Annotated in this window: 17 protein-coding genes; 3 read left to right on the forward strand and 14 right to left on the reverse strand. The window is 72.1% G+C overall.

What is annotated here, in order from left to right:
• Positions 1-4 precede the first annotated feature (4 nt).
• Together M0M48_RS21245 and M0M48_RS21250 are read right to left on the reverse strand one after the other, a co-directional pair.
• Positions 5-1,120: an alpha/beta hydrolase gene (locus M0M48_RS21245; RefSeq protein ID WP_257752650.1), complete on the reverse strand. Its 1,116-nt coding sequence runs from the start codon at positions 1,118-1,120 to the stop codon at positions 5-7.
• A gap of 62 nt (positions 1,121-1,182) precedes the next feature.
• On the reverse strand, positions 1,183-2,694 hold the full coding sequence (locus tag M0M48_RS21250; RefSeq protein WP_257752651.1) for an MFS transporter: 1,512 nt from the start codon (positions 2,692-2,694) through the stop codon (positions 1,183-1,185).
• A gap of 114 nt (positions 2,695-2,808) precedes the next feature.
• Here M0M48_RS21250 and M0M48_RS21255 point away from each other — a divergent pair, with 114 nt between their 5' ends.
• Positions 2,809-3,531, forward strand: a complete 723-nt coding sequence (locus M0M48_RS21255; protein ID WP_257752652.1) for a TetR/AcrR family transcriptional regulator — start codon at positions 2,809-2,811, stop codon at positions 3,529-3,531.
• Between the two features lie 36 nt (positions 3,532-3,567).
• Here the strand turns inward: M0M48_RS21255 and M0M48_RS21260 are convergent, their stop codons facing one another.
• A complete protein-coding gene (locus M0M48_RS21260; RefSeq protein ID WP_215812622.1) occupies positions 3,568-4,188 on the reverse strand; it encodes a TetR/AcrR family transcriptional regulator in 621 nt (206 codons plus the stop codon).
• 135 nt (positions 4,189-4,323) lie between these two features.
• On the opposite strand from M0M48_RS21260, the gene M0M48_RS21265 reads away from it, so the two are divergent.
• Together M0M48_RS21265 and leuC are read left to right on the forward strand one after the other, a co-directional pair.
• Complete coding sequence (locus M0M48_RS21265; protein ID WP_257752653.1) at positions 4,324-4,899, forward strand: VOC family protein; 576 nt, start codon at positions 4,324-4,326, stop codon at positions 4,897-4,899.
• Between the two features lie 4 nt (positions 4,900-4,903).
• On the forward strand, positions 4,904-6,316 hold the full coding sequence (leuC, locus tag M0M48_RS21270; protein WP_257752654.1) for a 3-isopropylmalate dehydratase large subunit: 1,413 nt from the start codon (positions 4,904-4,906) through the stop codon (positions 6,314-6,316).
• A gap of 19 nt (positions 6,317-6,335) precedes the next feature.
• Here the strand turns inward: leuC and M0M48_RS21275 are convergent, their stop codons facing one another.
• The 11 genes from M0M48_RS21275 to M0M48_RS21325 form a co-directional block, all read right to left on the reverse strand.
• Positions 6,336-7,280, reverse strand: a complete 945-nt coding sequence (locus M0M48_RS21275; RefSeq protein ID WP_257752655.1) for a ketopantoate reductase family protein — start codon at positions 7,278-7,280, stop codon at positions 6,336-6,338.
• Positions 7,280-8,446, reverse strand: coding sequence for an enolase C-terminal domain-like protein (locus M0M48_RS21280; protein WP_257752656.1), 1,167 nt, complete (start codon positions 8,444-8,446; stop codon positions 7,280-7,282). Before M0M48_RS21280 ends, M0M48_RS21275 begins: the two co-directional genes overlap by 1 nt.
• A 55-nt stretch (positions 8,447-8,501) precedes the next feature.
• The gene (locus tag M0M48_RS21285; protein ID WP_257752657.1) at positions 8,502-9,239 is read right to left on the reverse strand and encodes a GntR family transcriptional regulator; all 738 of its coding nucleotides are present in this window, start codon (positions 9,237-9,239) and stop codon (positions 8,502-8,504) included.
• A 27-nt stretch (positions 9,240-9,266) separates the two neighbouring features.
• A complete protein-coding gene (locus M0M48_RS21290; RefSeq protein WP_257752658.1) occupies positions 9,267-10,808 on the reverse strand; it encodes an AMP-binding protein in 1,542 nt (513 codons plus the stop codon).
• Positions 10,809-10,818: 10 nt separating this feature from the next.
• Complete coding sequence (locus M0M48_RS21295; protein ID WP_257752659.1) at positions 10,819-12,357, reverse strand: class I adenylate-forming enzyme family protein; 1,539 nt, start codon at positions 12,355-12,357, stop codon at positions 10,819-10,821.
• On the reverse strand, positions 12,357-13,445 hold the full coding sequence (locus M0M48_RS21300; RefSeq protein ID WP_257752660.1) for a branched-chain amino acid ABC transporter permease: 1,089 nt from the start codon (positions 13,443-13,445) through the stop codon (positions 12,357-12,359). Before M0M48_RS21300 ends, M0M48_RS21295 begins: the two co-directional genes overlap by 1 nt.
• The gene (locus M0M48_RS21305; protein WP_215812613.1) at positions 13,438-14,328 is read right to left on the reverse strand and encodes a branched-chain amino acid ABC transporter permease; all 891 of its coding nucleotides are present in this window, start codon (positions 14,326-14,328) and stop codon (positions 13,438-13,440) included. Before M0M48_RS21305 ends, M0M48_RS21300 begins: the two co-directional genes overlap by 8 nt.
• The gene (locus tag M0M48_RS21310; protein WP_257752661.1) at positions 14,321-15,169 is read right to left on the reverse strand and encodes an ABC transporter ATP-binding protein; all 849 of its coding nucleotides are present in this window, start codon (positions 15,167-15,169) and stop codon (positions 14,321-14,323) included. Before M0M48_RS21310 ends, M0M48_RS21305 begins: the two co-directional genes overlap by 8 nt.
• Positions 15,162-15,923: an ABC transporter ATP-binding protein gene (locus tag M0M48_RS21315; protein ID WP_257752662.1), complete on the reverse strand. Its 762-nt coding sequence runs from the start codon at positions 15,921-15,923 to the stop codon at positions 15,162-15,164. Before M0M48_RS21315 ends, M0M48_RS21310 begins: the two co-directional genes overlap by 8 nt.
• 7 nt (positions 15,924-15,930) lie before the next feature.
• Positions 15,931-17,193, reverse strand: coding sequence for an ABC transporter substrate-binding protein (locus tag M0M48_RS21320; RefSeq protein WP_257752663.1), 1,263 nt, complete (start codon positions 17,191-17,193; stop codon positions 15,931-15,933).
• Between the two features lie 76 nt (positions 17,194-17,269).
• Positions 17,270-17,803, reverse strand: a complete 534-nt coding sequence (locus M0M48_RS21325) for a DoxX family protein (protein WP_257752664.1) — start codon at positions 17,801-17,803, stop codon at positions 17,270-17,272.
• Between the last annotated feature and the right edge of the window lie 67 nt (positions 17,804-17,870).

The raw sequence follows: 17,870 nt of genomic DNA on the forward strand, positions 1-17,870 counted from the left end.
CGGCTCAGGCAAAGCGCTTGCCGATCCAGGCCTCGATCAGGTCGGCGACCTCGTCGCGCGCCCCGTCGTTGAGGAAGTAGTGGTCGGCGTCGAGCTCGTGGGACTCCTTGTCGCTCGCGCCGAGCAGGTCGTGGATGGCCTGCGCGTCGCTCGGGAAGACGCCGGTGTCGGCATTGCCGTTGACCACGAGCGCCGGGACGGTGATCTTCGGCAGGTGCGCGTGGGCGCGGGTCTGGGAGTCCTCGAGGCTCCACAGCGACAGCCAGGTCCGCAGCGTGCACGCCGAAGCGATGCCGTAGACGGAGCGGTTCGCGCGCTCGGGAACACCGGCGTAGCAGCTGTTCGGCTCGCGCCGGGTCGGCTCCAGCGTCGGGTCGACCATCCGCGGGTCGGCCCACGTGCGGGCGACCGAGAACGGCCGGTCGTGGTAGCCGGCCGCGGTCAGCCGGGCCAGCTCGTCCTTGACCCAGCGGGTGATCCGGTGGTTCCGCGCTTCCTGGGCCGCCCGGTAGCGCGCGACGAACGCGTCGTCGTACGCCGGGCCGTTGGCGGGGTTGAACAGGTCGAGCTCGGGATCGGTCGCCAGCGGGTCGCTCTCGTCGGTGACGGACCCGTCCATCCACGCGGTGAGGACGTCGGGGCGCCCGAGGTGCGCCGCCGTCGAGAGGTAGCCGTCCGCGAGCGGCAGGTCCTCGACACCCCGGGCCAGCTGCATGCCCGGCAGCGCGGTCACCATCGGCTCCACCGCCTGCGACTGGTACGCCGCCATCAGCGAGCCACCCCCGGAGTTGCCGAGCAGGATCACCGTGTCGACCCCGGCCTCCTCGCGCAGCCACCGGACGCCGACGCCGATGTCGCTCAGCGCGTGGTCGAGCAGGAAGTGCGCCTCGTCCCCGCGGAACCGGGTGTTCCAGCCCAGGAAGCCGAACCCGCGCTCGGCGAGGAACGAAGCGAGGTAGTGCTCCGAGAAGTCGATCTGGTAGTGCGTCGCGATGATCGCGACCTTCGGCTGCGTCCCCGCCCGCCGGTGGTAGATGCCCTGGCACGGGTGGCCACCGGCGCCCGCGCGCGGGAGGTTCAGGGACGGCAGGCCGACGAAGGTGCGCTCGATGGTCGACATCTCACTCCTAAATACGAATCTGATGTCAGGTTTGTATCAGAGCGGGACGGCGACGTCCAGGGTCAGGCCGGGACCGGCTCCTCCCGCGGCTCCTCGGTCACGCGTGAGTCCGTCAGCGTCAGGGCGCCCCAGCCGGCGACGATCCCGACCACGACGGCCAGCACTCCGTAGATGACGCGCTCGCCGTGGAAGAACGACGCGACGAGCTCGCTGCTCCACACCCCCGGCGGCAGGCTCGTCGTGACCAGAGCCGCGACGAGGGTGCCGACCACCGCGGTGCCGACGCTCGTACCGACCTCCTGGGCCGTGTCGTTGAGCGCGGCGCCGAGCGAGGTCCGGTTGCTGGGCATCGCGCTGACGAGGGCCACCGCACAGATGGTCATCACCGTGCGCAGGCCGATCGTCAGGACCACCATGCAGGCGGCGATCGCGGGATAGCCGTGGTCGACGCCCCACGCCAGGCCCGCGAGCGAGCCGGCCAGGAGCGCCGCGCCGACGAGGCAGGCGACCCGGTGCCCGAGCCGCTTCGCGAGCTGCTCCGAGACCGGCGTCGCGACGATCATCGTGACGATGAGCGGGAGGTTGGCGAGGCCGGCGCGGACCGGGCTCCAGCCGTAGGCGTACTGGAAGTGCAGGATCAGGCCGAACATGACACCGGCCATCGCGATCGACGTACCGACCTGGGCGAGGGCGGCCCCGCGGACCGTGCCGTCGGAGAAGACCCCGAGATCGAGCATCGGCGCCGCCGTACGCCGCTCGTGGCGGACGAACGCGACGAGCGCGAGCACCGCCGCCGCGACCGAGCCCAGCGTCACGACCGACACCCACCCGTGCTCGACACCGCTGGTGAGCGCGTAGCAGGCGAACCCGATCGCCGCAATGCTCAGCACCGCGCCCGGCAGGTCGAGGCGCTCGCTGGTCAGGTCCTCGGGGCGGTCGGGGGCCACGCCGATCCGTACCCCGATCCAGGCGATGAGCGCGATGGGCGCGTTGACGACCAGCAGCCACTCCCAGCGCACGTGCGCCAGGGCCGAGCCACCCAGCAGCGGACCGAGGATGAAGCCGCTCATCCCGACGACGATCATCAACGTCATCGCCCGCATCCGCAGCGCCTGGTCGTCGAACAGCCGGAACACCAGCGAATTCGTGATCGGCGCCATCGCGGCCGCCGCGACACCGAGCGCCGCGCGCAGCGCGATCAGCTCACCGGCCGACTCGACCGCGACCACCGCGAGGCTCACGACGCCGAACACGGCGAGCCCGACCAGCAGCACCCGGCGCCGGCCGAGCCGGTCGGCCGCGGAGCCCGCCGTCAGCAGGAGCCCGCCGAACGTGAGCGAGTAGGCGCCCGTGACCCACTGGAGCGCGGTCGTCCCGCTCCCCAGGTCGCGGCCGATCGTGGGCAGCGCGATGGTCAGGAGCGTGTTGTCGACCATCTCGACGAAGAAGGCCAGGCAGAGCGCGGCCAGCGGGATCCACGCCGCCCGGAGGGAGGAGTAGGTCTGCGCGCCGGCGGCGGACGGCGCCGCGGCCTGCGGTGCGGCCGCGGTGGCGGCGTGGGGAGCGGGTTCCATCGGACACCTCCAGTGGTATCGAACAGCGTTCGATTCTCGAACGACGTTCGATACGATAGAACGGTGTTCGATGCGAGGCAAGACCACGGCGCCCGATGTGATGGGATGAACGACATGGCAGCACCGACGAGGCGGACCCCGGCAGGAGCGCGCCCCGGCGGACGGCGCCGCGCGTCGCACTCCCTCGAGGCGGTGATCGGCGAGGCCGTGGCACTGCTCGACGAGGCCGGCGAGCCGGCGCTGACCTTCCGCGCACTCGCCGCCCGGCTCGGCGGCGGCGTCGCCAGCATCTACTGGTACGTCGCCAACAAGGACGAGCTCCTCGACCGCGCCACCGACCACGTCCTCGCGGGCGTGCTCGTCGACACCGAGGCGTTCGCCGGCAGCCCGGACCCGATCGACGACCTCCGCTCGATCGCCGTGTCGCTCTTCGGCACCATCGTCGAGCGGCCGTGGCTGGCGGCGTACTTCATGCGCGACACCGGCACGCAGCCCAACGGGCTCCTGCTCTACGAACGCATCGGGCAGCAGGTCCTCCGCCTCGGCCTCACCCCGCGCCAGAGCTTCCACGCGGTGTCGGCGATCCTCGGCTTCGCCATCGGCATCGCCGCCGACCTCGGGCAGCAGCCGCCCCAGGAGGTGCTCGACGGCACGGTCGGGCGCGACGAGTACCTCAGCCGCTACGCCGACCAGTGGCGCGGGCTCGACCCGGCGTCGTACCCGTTCCTGCACGAGGTGGTCGACGAGTTCGAGGGGCACGACGACGCCGACCAGTTCCGCGCCGGGCTCGACCTGCTGCTCGCCGGACTACGCCTCCAGGCCGAGCAGGCGCGCTAGTCCGCCGGTCGGCCAGTCCGCTGGTCTGTCAGTCCGCTAGTCCGCGGTCCAGTAGATCGCGTGGTACCAGGCGTTCGCGAGCGTCGCGATGCACGCCTCGTCGTTCACGTCGGCGGCCCGCCCGTTGGCGAGGTTCTCGTAGCAGAACATGTTGAGCATCGCGACGATCGCACCGGCGGTCAGGTTCGGGTCGACCCCGGGGCAGAAGCCCCGCTGCTGCGCCCGGGCGACCGCGCGGGCGATGCCCGACTCGGCCTCCATGCAGATCTCGTCCCAGACCCGCGAGAACTCGTCGTTGATCATCGCGAGCTGGAAGACGCCGACCATCTCGGCCATCCGGGCGCGGTAGGTCTCCCAGTGCGCGCGGGCGGCGGCCTCGATGCGCTCACGGGGATCCGAGCCGACGTTCTGCTCGGCGACCTGGAGCCGGTCACGCGCCTCGTCCTGGAACTGGCGGGCCCAGTGCTCGAGGAGCGCTTCCTTGGAGTCGTAGTAGTTGTAGAACGAGGCCGGGGACTTGCCGGCCTCCTTGACGATGTCGGACACCGTCATCTTGAGGAAGCCCTTCTCGGCGATGACCTTGCGCGCGGCAGCGTCGATCGCCTCGAGGGTCTGCCGGCCCCGCTTGGTGGGGCGGGGCGCCTGCGTGCTGGTCACAGGTCAGTTGTACCGGAACCGGGGCGCCGATCCGGCAGAGCGGGGCGACTCTTGCGTGGAATTCGAACCTGGTGTTAGTTTCATACCTGAATCTGATGTCAGTATCAGTTTCTGCGACGAAAGGCAGGCAGGTCGATGAGCGGCAACGCCAACACCCAGTTCGAGCTCCGCGGCTTCAACCACGTGGCTCTGGTGTCCTCGGACATGCAGCGGACGGTCGACTTCTACAGCGGCATCCTCGGCATGCCCCTGCTCAAGACGCTCGACCTGCCCGACGACCTCGGCCAGCACTTCTTCTTCGACGCGGGCAACGGCAACTCGCTGGCGTTCTTCTGGTTCCCCGACGCCCCCGACGGCGTCCCGGGCATCTCGGCGCCGGTCGAGAAGCCCGGCTTCGGCGAGTGGACGAGCGCGATCGGCTCGCTCAACCACGTGGCGTTCGACGTCCCGCCGGAGAAGTTCCAGGAGTACCGGGCCAAGCTCAAGGCGGCCGGCGTGCGGGTGGGGCCGATCGTCAACCACGACGACAGCGCCTCGCAGGTGGCGGCGGAGATGCACGACGGCGTGTACGTCCGGTCGTTCTACTTCCAGGACCCGGACGGGGTGCTGCTCGAGTTCGCGTGCTGGATGCGTGCGTTCAACGCCGACGACCTCGGCACCGCGCCGCGCACCGCCGCCGACCGGAGGCAGCCGGCGGCCGTCACCGGCTGACCCGGTGGGTCCCCGCACGCTCCTCGACAAGCTCTGGGACGACCACGTCGTCGTCCGCGGCAGTGACCGTGGCGGCGGCCCCGACCTGCTGTACGTCGACCTCCACCTGCTCCACGAGATGACCTCGCCGCAGGCGTTCGCCGGGCTGCGCGCGGCCGGTCGCGGCGTACGCCGTCCGGACCTGACGGTCGCGACCGAGGACCACAACGTCCCGACCACGCCCCTGCTCTCCGGGGGACTCGACGGCGTGCTCGACCCGCTGAGCCGCCTCCAGATGGAGACGGTGCGGCGCAACTGCGCCGAGTTCGGGGTTCCGCACCACCCGCTGGGATCCGCGGGCAACGGCATCGTGCACGTGATCGGTCCGGAGCAGGGGCTGAGCCAGCCGGGGCTGACGATCGTGTGCGGCGACTCGCACACGTCCACCCACGGCGCGCTGGGAGCGCTGGCGTTCGGGATAGGGACGAGCCAGGTGGAGCACGTGCTCGCCACTCAGACGCTGTGGATGGAGCGGCCGCGCAGCTTCGAGGTGCGGGTCGACGGCGTCCTGCGGGCGGGCGTGACGGCCAAGGACCTGGCGCTGCACGTGGTGCGGGCGATCGGGGCCAACGGCGGTGCCGGCTCGGTGCTGGAGCTGCGCGGCAGCTGCATCGAGGCGCTGGGCGTCGAGGAGCGGATGACCCTGTGCAACATGAGCATCGAGTGCGGTGCCCGGGGTGGGGTCATCGCGCCCGACCGGACCACGCTGGCGTACCTCGAGGGGCGGCCGTTCGCGCCGACCGGAGCGGCGTGGGACGCGGCGACCGACTCCTGGCGGACGCTGCGCAGCGACGACGGCGCGGTCTTCGACCGCTCGATCACGATCGATGCGGCCGACGTCTCCCCGACGGTCACGTGGGGCACCAACCCGAGCCAGGCGGTCGCGCTCGACGACGTCGTGCCGGAACCCGCACCGGGCGACGAGACGGCGGCGCGGGCACTGCGGTACATGGGCCTCTCCTCCGGCACGCCGATGCGCGCGATCGCCGTCGACACCGTGTTCATCGGCTCGTGCACGAACGGCCGGCTGGAGGACCTGCGGGCCGCGGCGGATGTGCTGCGGGCCAACGGCGGCACTGTCGCCGACGGCGTACGGGCGCTGGTCGTGCCGGGGTCGGCGGCCGTGGTCCGGGCAGCGGAGGCCGAGGGGCTGGACCAGGTGTTCACCGCGGCGGGGTTCGAGTGGCGTGGGTCGGGCTGCTCGATGTGCACCGCGATGAACCCGGACGCCCTCGGGCCCGGCGTCCGCTCGGCGTCGACGACGAACCGCAACTTCGAGGGACGCCAGGGCGACGGCGCCCGGACCCACCTGGTCTCGCCGCCGGTGGCGGCGGCGACGGCGATCCGGGGCCGGTTGAGCGCGCCGGAAGACCTCTAGAAACCGGCGATCCCGGCTCTCAGAAGGTCGCCTCGCGGGTGCGGACGAGCCCGGTCAGCGTGGCGTTGACCGGCGCGGTCCGCCCGACCTTGGCGGCCTCGCGCGGGATCGCGCCGTTGATCACGGCGATCTCGCTGCGGCGTCCGGCTTCGTGGTCGAGCAGGGCCGAGGGCTTGGCGGCGGGCATCTGGGCGCCGAAGTCGCGCACGTGCACCACCGGGTCCGGTACGTCGATCCCGATGCCCAGCGCCCGCGCCGTCTCCCACGCCTCGGTGGCAGCCGCCCGGCTGATCGGTCCCATCTCGGGATGGTCCATCACCTCGCCGACGGTGAGGCCGGTGAGCGCGCAGGGGGCGCTGTAGGCGACATTGCAGATGAGCTTCTCCCACTGCATCGCGGCGATGTCGCCGACCGCGGCGGCGTCGAAGCCGCCGGCCCGCCAGGCGGCGGCGATCCGCTCGACGTCGTCGGCGGGAAGACCACCACCGGAGACGCCGTCGTAGGCACCGAAGCGCAGCGCCTTCATCGCGTTGTGGTGCACCCGGCCGGGGCCGGTCAGGGAGGCGCCGAAGCCGCTGGCGATACCGACGGCGAGGCGGCCGGCGCCGAGCACGCGGGCGACCTCCTCGGCCGAGCCGAGGCCGTTCTGGATGGTGAGGACGACGGTGTCGTCGTCCAGCAGCGGAGCGAGTCCGGCGGCGGCCGACACCACATCGGCGGCCTTGACGGCGAGCACGACGAGGTCGACCGGTTCGGCGGGTGGGGCCTGGAACGCCCGTACCTGCGCGGTTCTCTCGCCGTCAGGGCCCGAGAGGGCGAGTCCGTCACGGGCGATCGCCTGGACGTGGTCCGCCCACGCGTCGACGACGAGGAGGTCATGGCCGGCGCCGGCGAGGCGGGCGGCGTAGACCGATCCCATCGCGCCGCAGCCGACGACGGCGATCCGCAAGGGAGTGGCGGCCATCAGGCGACCAGCTTCGCGATCTCGTCGCCCAGGCCGACCTTGGCCTCGAGCCCGAAGCCCGGGTGGTCGGCCGGGCGGATCAGTCCGTCGGCGAGCACGCAGTCGTCGCTGTAGCCGCCGAACGGCTGGAAGACACCGGGATACGCCTCGCACCCACCGAGGCCGAGGCCGACGACGATGTGCAGGTTGACCAGGTGCCCGCCGTGCGGGACGGCAGCGCGGCGGTCGAACCCGGCCTCCTCCATGAGCGCGACCATGGCGGCGTACTCGGTGAGCCCGTAGCTCAGCCCGGCGTCCATCTGGAGCAGGTCGCGGTCGGGCCGGACGCCTCCGAAACGCAGCAGGTTGGCGACGTCCTGGCGCGAGAAGAGGTTCTCGCCGGTCGCGATCGGCCCGTCGTACGCCGCGGTCAGCTCGGCCGTCAGGGCGTAGTCGAGCGGGTCGACGGCCTCCTCGTACCAGCGCAGGCCGAGCGGCGCGAGCGCCTCGGCGTAGGCCAGCGCACGCTCGCGGTCGAACCGGCCGTTGGCGTCGACGGCGACGCGGTCACCGGCGCCGGCCGCGGCGACGGCGGCCTCGACCCGGCGCAGGTCCTCGGCGAGCGGGAGCCCGCCGATCTTGATCTTCACGGCGGGATAGCCCGCGTCGAGGTAGCCGCGCACCTCGTCGGTGAGCCGGCCCAGGTCGTCGACGGCCTGGTAATACCCACCGGCCGCATAGACCGGAACCCCCTCCAGCACGGGGTTTCGGCCGTGCGCCCGCGCGATGGTGGCGTACGCCGGCTCGTCGTTCACCTTGGCCAGCAGGTCCCAGCACGCGAGCTCGACGGCACTCGCGGCCGCCGCTCGGTCACCGTGCCCGCCGGGCTTCTCGTCGCGCAGCGCGCAGCCGAGCACCCGGGCCGGGTCGAGCAGGCCGCCGTCGGGATCGAGCAACGACGAGGGGTCGGCGCTCAGCAGGCGCGGGATCATCCGCTCGCGGAGGATGCCGCCCTGCGCGTGCCGGCCGATCGAGTTGAACGCGACACCCGTCAGCGGCACCCCGTCGCGCACGACGTCGCTGACCACGGCGACCAGCGAGACCTTGTGCTCAGCGAAGCTGACGACCGCGTTGGCGATGTCCCCCTGCAGGGGTACGTCGACCTCGCGGATCTCGGTGATGCGCACTTCTTCCTCATTTCTAGGGGGTTTCCCGGGATGGGGTGGTGGAGCGAGGGCTGCTTCAGCCGCCGGCTCGCTCCATGGAGACGGTGAACTCGAAACGGTCCGCCGGGTGGACGGAGACGGTCACCTGGGCGACGTCGCCGCCGCGCTCGACGTAGCGGCGCACGATCTGGAGCGCTGGGCTGCCGATCTCGGCCCGCAGGACGTCGGCCAGGTCGGCCGACAGGGAGCAGGCCCGGATGCGCTGGTCCACCCGGACCGTCATCCGGCCGGTGCACTGCTCGACGATCTCGTTGATCAGCCCGTCGGGACGGGCCATCCGGTCACCGATGACGAGGGCGACGTCCGGGTCGAGGTAGACGTCGGTGTGGCAGAGGGGGCGCTGCTCGTCGAGACCGCCGACCTCGTCGAGGCGCAGCATCCGCAGGTGCACCCACGGCCGTCCGGGCTCGCAGCCCAGCAGGGACGCGAGATCGGCGTCGGCGACGACCTCGCGCTGACCGAGCACGCTGCGGCGGGTCTCGGTGGAGTACTGGACGAGCTCGTTCATGGTCGTCACGGTGCGGGCGTACCCCGTCGTGGGCCGGACCGCCTCGACCCGGGTGCCGATCCGGCGGCGGCGCGAGACCATGCCGAGCCGCTCGAGCGAGTCGAGCGCGGAGCGCACGGTCGCCCGCGAGACGGCGTACGCCGACGCGAGCTCGACCTCCGGCGGCAGCTGCGAGCCCACCGGGTAGGTCGCGTCCTCGATCCGGCGCGCGAGCGACCGGGCGACCTCCTCGTAGCGTGCGACCACTGTGCTCCCCCTTCTTCTCTGCGTCCGTCAGGCGATCTCGCGCGAGCGCCCGGCCCAGTACGGCGCCCGCAGCTCGCGCTTGAGCAGCTTGCCGCTCGGGTTGCGCGGGAGCGCCTCGACCAGGTCGACCGACGTCGGGCACTTGTAGTGGGCGAGCCGCTCGCGGCAGTAGGCGACGAGGTCGGCCGGGTCGGGCCGCTCGGCTGCGGGGATGACGACGGCCTTGACCGTCTCCCCCCAGCGCTCGTGCGGCACACCGATGACGGCGACGTCGCGCACGCCGGGGTGGGTCATCAGGACGTTCTCGACCTCGACGGGATAGATGTTCTCGCCGCCCGACACGATCATGTCCTTCACCCGGTCGCACAGGAACAGGTAGCCGTCGGCGTCCTGGTAGCCCGCGTCACCGGTGCGGAACCAGCCGTCGTCGCGCAGCACGGCGCTCAGCTCGCCCGGCTGGTTGCGGTACCCGGCCATGATCAGCGCGCTGCGGGTCCAGACCTCTCCCGTCTCCCCCTCGGCGCAGCGCTCCCCCGTCGCGGGGTCGAAGACGCCGAGCTCGACAGTGGGGACGGCGACGCCGGCCGACGCGAGCCGCGCCCCGCCACGGCGGTGGTCCTCCGGCCCCAGGAACGTGATCGGACCGCAGGTCTCGGTCATCCCGTAGCTCTGGACCAGGTCACAGCCGAACAGCTCGCGTGCGGCGTCCGCGACCGTGGGCGACATGGGCGAACCGCCGTAGATGAGCGTGCGCAGCCGCGGGTACGCGCGTTCGGCCGCGCCGGGGTGCTGCACGAGCGCCTGCACGACGGCGGGCACGGTGAGTGCGTGGTCGACGCGTCCGTCCGCGAAGACGCCGAGGACGAGGTCCGGGCGGATGTCGAGCACGTAGAGCGAGGTCGCGCCGAGACCGAGGCAGTAGAACACCCAGCCCGTGCCGGACAGGTGGAAGATCGGCGCCGGCACCATGACGACGTCGCCCTCGGCGATGTCCCACGGCGCGGGCGCGGCGAGGTTGGCGGCGACCGCCCGGTTGGGCAGCTCGACGCCCTTGGGCCGGCCGGACGTGCCCGAGGTGTAGATGAGGAACGCGATGTCGTCGGGCTCCGGATCCAGCGCCGGTACGGCGACCTGTCCGGCCAGCCACGCGTCGTACGGCTGCTCGTCGCCGCCGGGCAGCAGCACCCGGGCTGCGCCGTCCTCCGGGACGGGACGGCCCAGCAGGGGCAGGAACTCCGCCTCGACGACGAGGACGGCCACGTCGGCGTCCGTCAGCACGGCCGTGGTCTCGTCGGCGCTGAGGCGCCAGTTGAACGGGATGGCGGCGGCCCGGCGGAACGACGCGGCCGCGAGCACCTCGGCCCAGGTGACCGCGTTCTTGCCGATGAAGCCGACCCGGCCGCCCGGGCCGACGCCGTGGGCGGCGAGGCCGCCGGCGAGGCGGCTGCTCGCATCGAGCCAGCTCGCGAAGGTGTGCTCCGCGACGCCCTCGACGGCGACGGCGGGCGCGTCCGGCCGCACGCCCGCCCAGTGGCGCAGCATGCTGCCGATCGATCGGTGGTGGTCCATCGGGTCCTGCCTATCTCGTCGGGGGAACGGTGTCCACGAGCCGGCGCCGCAGGTCGACCTTCAGCACCTTGCCGAGGGCGTTGCGAGGCAGCGCGTCGATGACGGTGTAGTCGCTGGGGCACTTGAAGCCGGCGAGCCGTGCGCGGCAGAACGCTCGCAGTTCCTCGGGGTCGAGGGTCGCCACGTCCGGCTCCGGGACGACGAACGCGACCGGCGTCTCCCCCCAACGCTCGTGGGGACGGGCCACGACGGCGACCTCGGCGACATCGGCGTGCTCGAGCAGCACCCGCTCGATCTCCGCGGGGTAGATGTTCTCGCCGCCGCTGATGATCATGTCCTTGGCGCGACCGACGATGCTGAGGTAGCCCTCGGCGCTGAGCACACCCACGTCACCGGTGCGGAACCACCCGTCGTCGGTGAACGCACGACGCGTCTCCTCGGGGTCCTTCCAGTACTCGGCGATCAGGTTCTCGCTGCGGACGAGGAGCTCTCCCGGCGTCCCGGCCGGCAGGGCCGCATCGGAGGCGTCGACGATCCGGGCCTCCCAGCCGAGCACGAGCTGGCCGGCGGACGCGAGCCGTGCGGTGCCGGCGACGTGGTCCTCGGGGCGCAGCACCGACAGGAAGCCCTGGAGCTCGGTGCTGCCGTAGATCTGCCGGAAGCGGCCGCACACCCGGCGCAGCGCACGCTCCAGCAGCTCGGGCGCGATGGGCGCGGCGCCGTACTGGACCTCGCGGAGACTGGAGAGGTCCGCGTCCTGGCGCCGGGTCTCGAGCGCGTCGACGAGCATCTCGATGATCGTCGGCGCCGCGGTGAAGAAGTTGATCCGCTGGCCGGCGATCGTGTCGATCACCCGGTCGACGTCGAAGCCGTCGTGGACGACGAGCGTGCCGCCGGTGAGGAAGCACTGCATCGCCTGCGCGAACCCGGCGAGGTGGAAGAGCGGCATCATCACGAGGTGGTTGCTGCCGCGCACCTGGTCGCCGATGTCGATCGCGAAGCCGGCCAGGTTGCGCACGAGCGAGCCGTGGTCGAGCGGGATCACCTTCGGCCGCCCCGTGGTGCCGCTCGTGTGCATGAGCATCGCGACCTCGTCGACCTTGAGCCGCTCGTCCGGCCGGGCCGGTACGGCGCCCACGAGACTCGCCGCGGCGAGCCACCCCTCGGTCGCCGGACCGTCCACGACACAGGTCGCACCCGGCACCAGGCCGATCAGCCCGGTCGACGTCGGGTCGGCGAACACCGCCACAGGTGCGGTCATCTCGACCAGCTCGGCGACCTCGGACGGGGTCATCCGCCAGTTGAGCAGCAGCGGCAGCGCGCCGATCCGCACCAGGGCGAGGGTCTGGACGAAGAGCTCCGCGCTGTTGCGCGAGAGCACCGCCACGACGTCGCCGCTGCGCACACCACGGTCGTGCCAGCCCCCGGCCCGGGACTCGACCAGGGCGTGCAGCTCGCCGTAGGTCAGCGCGCCGCGGTCGTCGCGGATCGCCACCGCGTCGGCGTCCGCGCTGGCCCGCCAGTCGAGCACGTGGATCCAGGTCTGCATCAGGCCACCTCCGCCAGGACGGGTTCGGGTACGGGCTCCTGCGCCGGACGCCGGCGCCGGCCACCGACCAGCAGGCCCAGCACCCGGTCGAGCCCACCGCGGGCGAACATGATGACCACGATGAGCAGCCCGCAGTAGACGAACACACTCATCACGTTGGCGTCGATGCCGCCCTCGCCGACGGGCGAGAGGAACGGCATCCGGTCGGCGTACTGGCCGAGGACGCGGGGCAGCGCCGTCACGAAGACCGCGCCGGCCACGGCGCCGCGCACACTGCCGAGGCCACCGATGATGATCATCACCAGGTAGTCCGTGGAGAGCTGGAAGCCGAACGCCTGCGGCGTGACGAACTGGGCCGTCAGCGCGACCAGCACACCGGCCGCACCGGCGTAGAGCGCGGCGAGGAAGAACGCCGCCGCCCGACCCCGCCGGACGTCGATCCCCAGCGCGGACGCGCCGATCTCGCTCTCCTTGACCATCGCGAGCGCGATGCCGGGGCGTCCGCGCACCACGTTGCGTGCGGTCACGAAGGCGACGACGAGCACCAGCAGCGCCAACCACCAGAGCTTCTCGGCGGCTCCGAAGGGCACCTGCGCGACGACCCACGGCTCGGTGTCACCGAGGTTGATGCCGAAGATGTCGAGCTCGGGCACCGCGCGCCCGACGTACCCGCCGCTGATGCCGCCGACCTCCTGCAGCACGTGCTGCCAGATGAAGACCAGTCCGATCGTGACGACCGCGAGGTAGAGCCCGTTGACCCGGCCCGAGAGCGGGCTCAGTACCAGGCCACCGAGAGCCGCGAGGCCGATGCCGCCGAGCACCGCGAGCGCCGGCGGCCAGCCCAGGCCCCAGGCGAGCTCGCTCGGGTCGGACGCGAGCACGACGTATCCGTAGGCACCGATGCCGACGAACACCGCGTGGGCCAAGGAGATCTGGCCCGCTACGCCCACCAGGAGGGTGAGCCCGATGGCCGCGACGCCGGCCGCCATGGCGAGCGCGCCGAGCTGGAGCCAGAAGCCGTCGAGGTAGTACGGCGCGACGAGCAGCACGACCAGCAGGGCCGCGACGAGCACCCGCCCCCTAGACACGCTGCACCTGCTTGGCGCTGAAGAGCCCCTGCGGCCGCAGCAGCAGGACGACGAGCAGCAGCACCCACGCGGAGATCCCGGACAGGTTGTGCGCCCAGCCGCCCAGCGAGCCCTCGTACGTCGCCGCGAACGCCTCGACCATGCCGAGCATGACCCCGCCGACGAGTGCGCCGCCGACCGAGCCGAGGCCGCCGATGACAGCGGCCGGGAAGGCGCGGAAGGCCGTGTCCGCCAGCGCAGGCGTCACGCCCGGCGTCGGGAACGACGCGAGGAAGAGGCCCGACAGGACGGCGAGTGCGCCGCCGATGGCCCAGCTCGTCCACGACACCGCGGAGAGCCGGACGCCCATCAGGGCAGCCACCTCGCCGTCCTGGTTGCTGACGCGCATCGCCAGCCCCCAGCTGGTGAAGCGGAACAGCAGCAGGAACACGGTGATCGCGAGCACCGCCACGACGAGGGCGATGAGGCGCACGGTCGGCATGGTGACGGCGCCGATCTCGACGACGTCGTTGCCGATCGGGTCGCGCAGCGGCAGCGTCTCGGTACCGATCCGGCGGCTGATCTCGGTCACGACGAGCAGGTTGAGGCCGAGCGTGAGGATCGTCAGCGTGACGTGGTCGTGGGTGCGGCTGTTGCGCAGGAACACCGTCTCGGCGACGACCGCGACGAGCGCACCGGTCAGCAGTCCGGCAAGCACGCCGACGAGGTAGCCGTGGTCCTCGCTGACCACCGAGGCGACGTACACGCCGACGAGGAGGAAGGCACCGTGGGCGAAGTTCAGGACGCCGGTGGCGCGGTAGATCACGACGAAGCCGAGCGCCATCACGGCGTACAGCGCGCCGAGCGAAAGGCCGCTGGCCAGCGCGTTGAGGAGGCTATCCACGAGCGACCACCTCCGCACGGTCCTCGCGCTCGTCGCGCTCGTCGCGCTCGTCGCGCTCGTCGGTCAGCTCGATCGGGTCGGCGCCGAGGTAGGCGGCGATCACCACCGGGTCCTGCTGGATCCGGTCGGGACGATCGTCGGCGATGACGCGTCCCGACTGGAGGACCGTCACGTGGTCGGACAGGCTCATCACCAGCTCCATGTCGTGTTCGACGAGCAGCACGGTCAGCCCGAACTGCTCGCGGCACTCGCGGATGCGCTCGCCCAGGGCGCGCGACTCCGCATCGTTCATCCCCGCGACGGGCTCGTCGAGGAGGAGGACCTCGGGCTCCGCGCAGAGCGCACGGGCGATCTCGGTCTTCTTGCGCAGGCCATAGGGGAGGACGCCGACCGGATCGGCCAGATGTCCCTCCAGACCGAGGATCTCGGCGACCTGCCGCACCACCCCGTCGTCCGTACGGCGTTCGCGGCGCGCCGCCGGCAGGGCCAGCGCCGTGCCGAGGAGTCCCGCACGGGTGCGGTGGTGCCGGCCGAGCCGGAGCACGTCGGCGACGGTGAGCGCGTCGGGCAGGACCAGGTTCTGGAAGGTCCGGGCGACGCCGCGGCCGATGATCCGGTGCCGGGGCACGCGATCGAGCCGCTCCCCGGACAGCCGCACCGTGCCGGCAGCCAGGGGGTAGAGGCCTGTCATCGCGTTGAAGCAGGTCGACTTCCCCGCTCCGTTGGGGCCGATGATCGCGTGGATGGTGCCCGGCGCCACCGAGAACGAGACGTCGTCGAGCGCGACCACGCCGCCGAACCTGACGGTGAGGCCCTCGGCCTGCAGGATCGGCTCAACCATGGGCGTTCGCTCCGGTCGGCACGGCTGCGGCCGTGTGCTTGCCGAGGCTGACCGCGAGCAGCAGGTCCGACGAGGCCAGCTCGTCGGCCGGACCGTCGGCGACGATCGTGCCCCCGTGCATCAGGTAGGCGTGGTGCGCGACCGACAGCGCGAGCTTGGTGTTCTGCTCCACCAGCAGCACGCTCGTGCCGGACCGATTGACCTCGCGGACGGTGTCCATGATCTGCCGCGCGACCAGCGGGGCGATGCCGAGCGACGGCTCGTCCATCAGCAGCACCCGAGGGCTGCTCATGAGCGCCCGGCCGATGGCGAGCATCTGCTGCTCACCACCGGACAGCAGCGCGGCGGGCTGCTGCGCCCGGTCCGCGAGGACCGGGAACAGCTCGTGCACCCATGCCTTGGTCTTGCGCGCCTGGATCCGCGAGCGGACCGACAGCGCGCCGGCCGCCAGGTTGTCCTCGACGGACAGCTGGCCGAAGACCCGCCGCCCCTCGGGCACCTGGACGATGCCGGCGCGGACGATCCGGTCGGCCCGGCTGCGGGTGAGGTCGAGGGCCTCGCCGTGCGCGGTGCCGGCGACCACGCGGCCGCCCTGCCCACCGAGGATGCCCGACAGGGTGCGGAGCAGCGTCGTCTTGCCGGCACCGTTGTTGCCGAGCAGGGCGACGATCCGCCCGTCGTCCACCCGGAGGCTGACGTCGTGGAACACCTCGGCGGCGCCGTAGCGCACGGCGAGACCCTTGACCTCGATCATCACGGACCTACTTCACGTAGCCCTGCGCGTCGGCGTACGCCGCGGCGGCGTCGCTCTCCTCGGGACCGGCGACGATGACCGCGCCACCCTCGGCCTTCGGGTCCGGCTTGAGGATGAAGCTCGCCAGCGACGGTGCCGCGCCGGGCGTCGAGTAGTCGAGGTCCACGCCGAGTCCGTCGGTCTCGATCTTGCCGACCTTGGCCATCGAGGCGGTGATGCTCTGCGGCGTCAGGTCACCGTCGTCGCAGGCCTGCTGGAGTGCCTTGTGGAGCACGCCCGCCATCAGGTAGCCGGCCGCGACCGGCGCGGTGATCGGGCGGCCGTCGGCCTGCTTCTCCCAGGCGGCGAGCAGGTTCTGGACCGCCGGGGCGTCGGAGCTGAACGGCGCGCTGTTCGACGTGAGCACGACGTGGTCGACGATCGCGTCCTTGGCGGCGCCCTGGACGTCGCCCTGCGAGAGGAGGTTCGTGGCGAGGATCGTGACGTCGTACCCGCTGGCAGAGGCGACGGACGCGGCCGAGACGGTCGGGCCGCCCGCCGTACCCATCACGATGACCTTGGCGCCCGCCCGCTTGAGGGTGTTGACCTGCGAGGTCGCATCGGTGGCGGTGCTGTCGATCTTGGTGTGCTCGACCTTGAGCCCGAAGTGCTCGGCCGCGCCGTCGACGCCCTTGGTGACCGCCTCGCCGATGCCGTTGGGGTAGGCGATGACGCCGATGGTGTCGCCCTTCGCGAGCGTGCCCTCGTCGACCAGGTGGCTGATCCCGTTGACCGCCTCGACGTCGTAGGGCGTGCCGGGCATGAACGCCTGGTGGACCGCGAGCAGCAGCGGGTCGTAGGAGCCGGCCATGACGGCCAGGCCGTCCTTCTTGAGCCGGCTCTCGAGCGTGATCGCGTCGGTGCCGGGCGAGAGGTTGGCGACGGCCGCGACGTCACCGCTGAGACCGGTGTACTGCGTCATCGTCTCCTGCGAGTTGTACTTGTTGTCGCGGGCCTCGATGGCCACCTGGCGCTCGCAGACGCCGCCGTCGGCGTTGACCTTGTCGAAGTAGAGCTTTACGCCGGCCACGCCGTCCTGGCCGAGACCGCCGATCGGGCCGCTGAGCGGGACGAGCGCGGCCAGCGTGATGCTGTCCTTGGTGACGCCGGCGCCCATCTTCACGCCGTCGGCGCCGACGCCACCGGAGGCCTCGTCGGCTTTGGACGAGCAGGCCGAGACCGCCAGGCCCAGGGCGAGCGCGGGGGCGACGGCTTTCACGAACGTTTTCATGTGTTCTCCCAGGTACGACGGTGTGACAGGTGAGATGGGCTCGTCTGGCGCGCCCGGACCGCGCGCAGGACGCTTCTTAGGAGGGGCGGCGCTGGTTGACGGCACGGACGGCGATCAGCGCGGCGGCACCGGCCAGGCAGACGGCGAGTGCCGCTGCCCCGGACCAGGCCGGCAGGTCGATCCCGAAGGCGGCGTCGAGCGACCAGCGCCCCGGGCCGACGAGGGCGAGTGTGGCGCCCGCGATGCCGAAGGTGAGGGGCAGCTCGAAGCCGCGCTGGGCCGCCCAGACGCCGTACGGCCAGTGGACGGAGCAGGCGACGACCATCACCGCAGCGACGATCGCCCCGGCGAGCGGGGTGACCAGCCCGGCGATGAGCAGGACCGCGCCGACCGTCTCGGAGGCGGCGGCGATGACCACCATCGGCCGCCCCGGCCGGTAGCCGACCCGGTCGAAGATCGCGGCGGTCGCGGCGAGGCCGTCACCGCCGAGGCGGCCCAGGGACTTCTGCACCGCGTGGCCGAGGACGAGGAGCCCGACCGCGACCCGCAGGACGAGGAGGCCGGCGTCCGCCGAGGCGCCCTCCTGCAGTACGTGCGCGACCAGCGCCATCCCTCGACCTCATTTACGAATCTGATTTCAGGTTTAGGTATGTATATGACGCACGTCACGGCTGCGT

The sequence above is a fragment of the Pimelobacter simplex genome, assembly GCF_024662235.1.
Classification (GTDB): domain Bacteria; phylum Actinomycetota; class Actinomycetes; order Propionibacteriales; family Nocardioidaceae; genus Nocardioides.

Excerpts from the sequence above, each read along its gene's own strand:
- M0M48_RS21245 (WP_257752650.1), bottom strand. The coding sequence starts at position 1,120 with ATGTCGACCATCGAGCGCACCTTCGTCGGCCTGCCGTCCCTGAACCTC.
- M0M48_RS21250 (WP_257752651.1), bottom strand. The coding sequence starts at position 2,694 with ATGGAACCCGCTCCCCACGCCGCCACCGCGGCCGCACCGCAGGCCGCG.
- M0M48_RS21255 (WP_257752652.1), top strand. The coding sequence starts at position 2,809 with ATGGCAGCACCGACGAGGCGGACCCCGGCAGGAGCGCGCCCCGGCGGA.
- M0M48_RS21265 (WP_257752653.1), top strand. The coding sequence starts at position 4,324 with ATGAGCGGCAACGCCAACACCCAGTTCGAGCTCCGCGGCTTCAACCAC.
- M0M48_RS21275 (WP_257752655.1), bottom strand. The coding sequence starts at position 7,280 with ATGGCCGCCACTCCCTTGCGGATCGCCGTCGTCGGCTGCGGCGCGATG.
- M0M48_RS21290 (WP_257752658.1), bottom strand. The coding sequence starts at position 10,808 with ATGGACCACCACCGATCGATCGGCAGCATGCTGCGCCACTGGGCGGGC.
- M0M48_RS21295 (WP_257752659.1), bottom strand. The coding sequence starts at position 12,357 with ATGCAGACCTGGATCCACGTGCTCGACTGGCGGGCCAGCGCGGACGCC.
- M0M48_RS21310 (WP_257752661.1), bottom strand. The coding sequence starts at position 15,169 with ATGGTTGAGCCGATCCTGCAGGCCGAGGGCCTCACCGTCAGGTTCGGC.
- M0M48_RS21315 (WP_257752662.1), bottom strand. The coding sequence starts at position 15,923 with ATGATCGAGGTCAAGGGTCTCGCCGTGCGCTACGGCGCCGCCGAGGTG.
- M0M48_RS21320 (WP_257752663.1), bottom strand. The coding sequence starts at position 17,193 with ATGAAAACGTTCGTGAAAGCCGTCGCCCCCGCGCTCGCCCTGGGCCTG.
- M0M48_RS21325 (WP_257752664.1), bottom strand. The coding sequence starts at position 17,803 with ATGGCGCTGGTCGCGCACGTACTGCAGGAGGGCGCCTCGGCGGACGCC.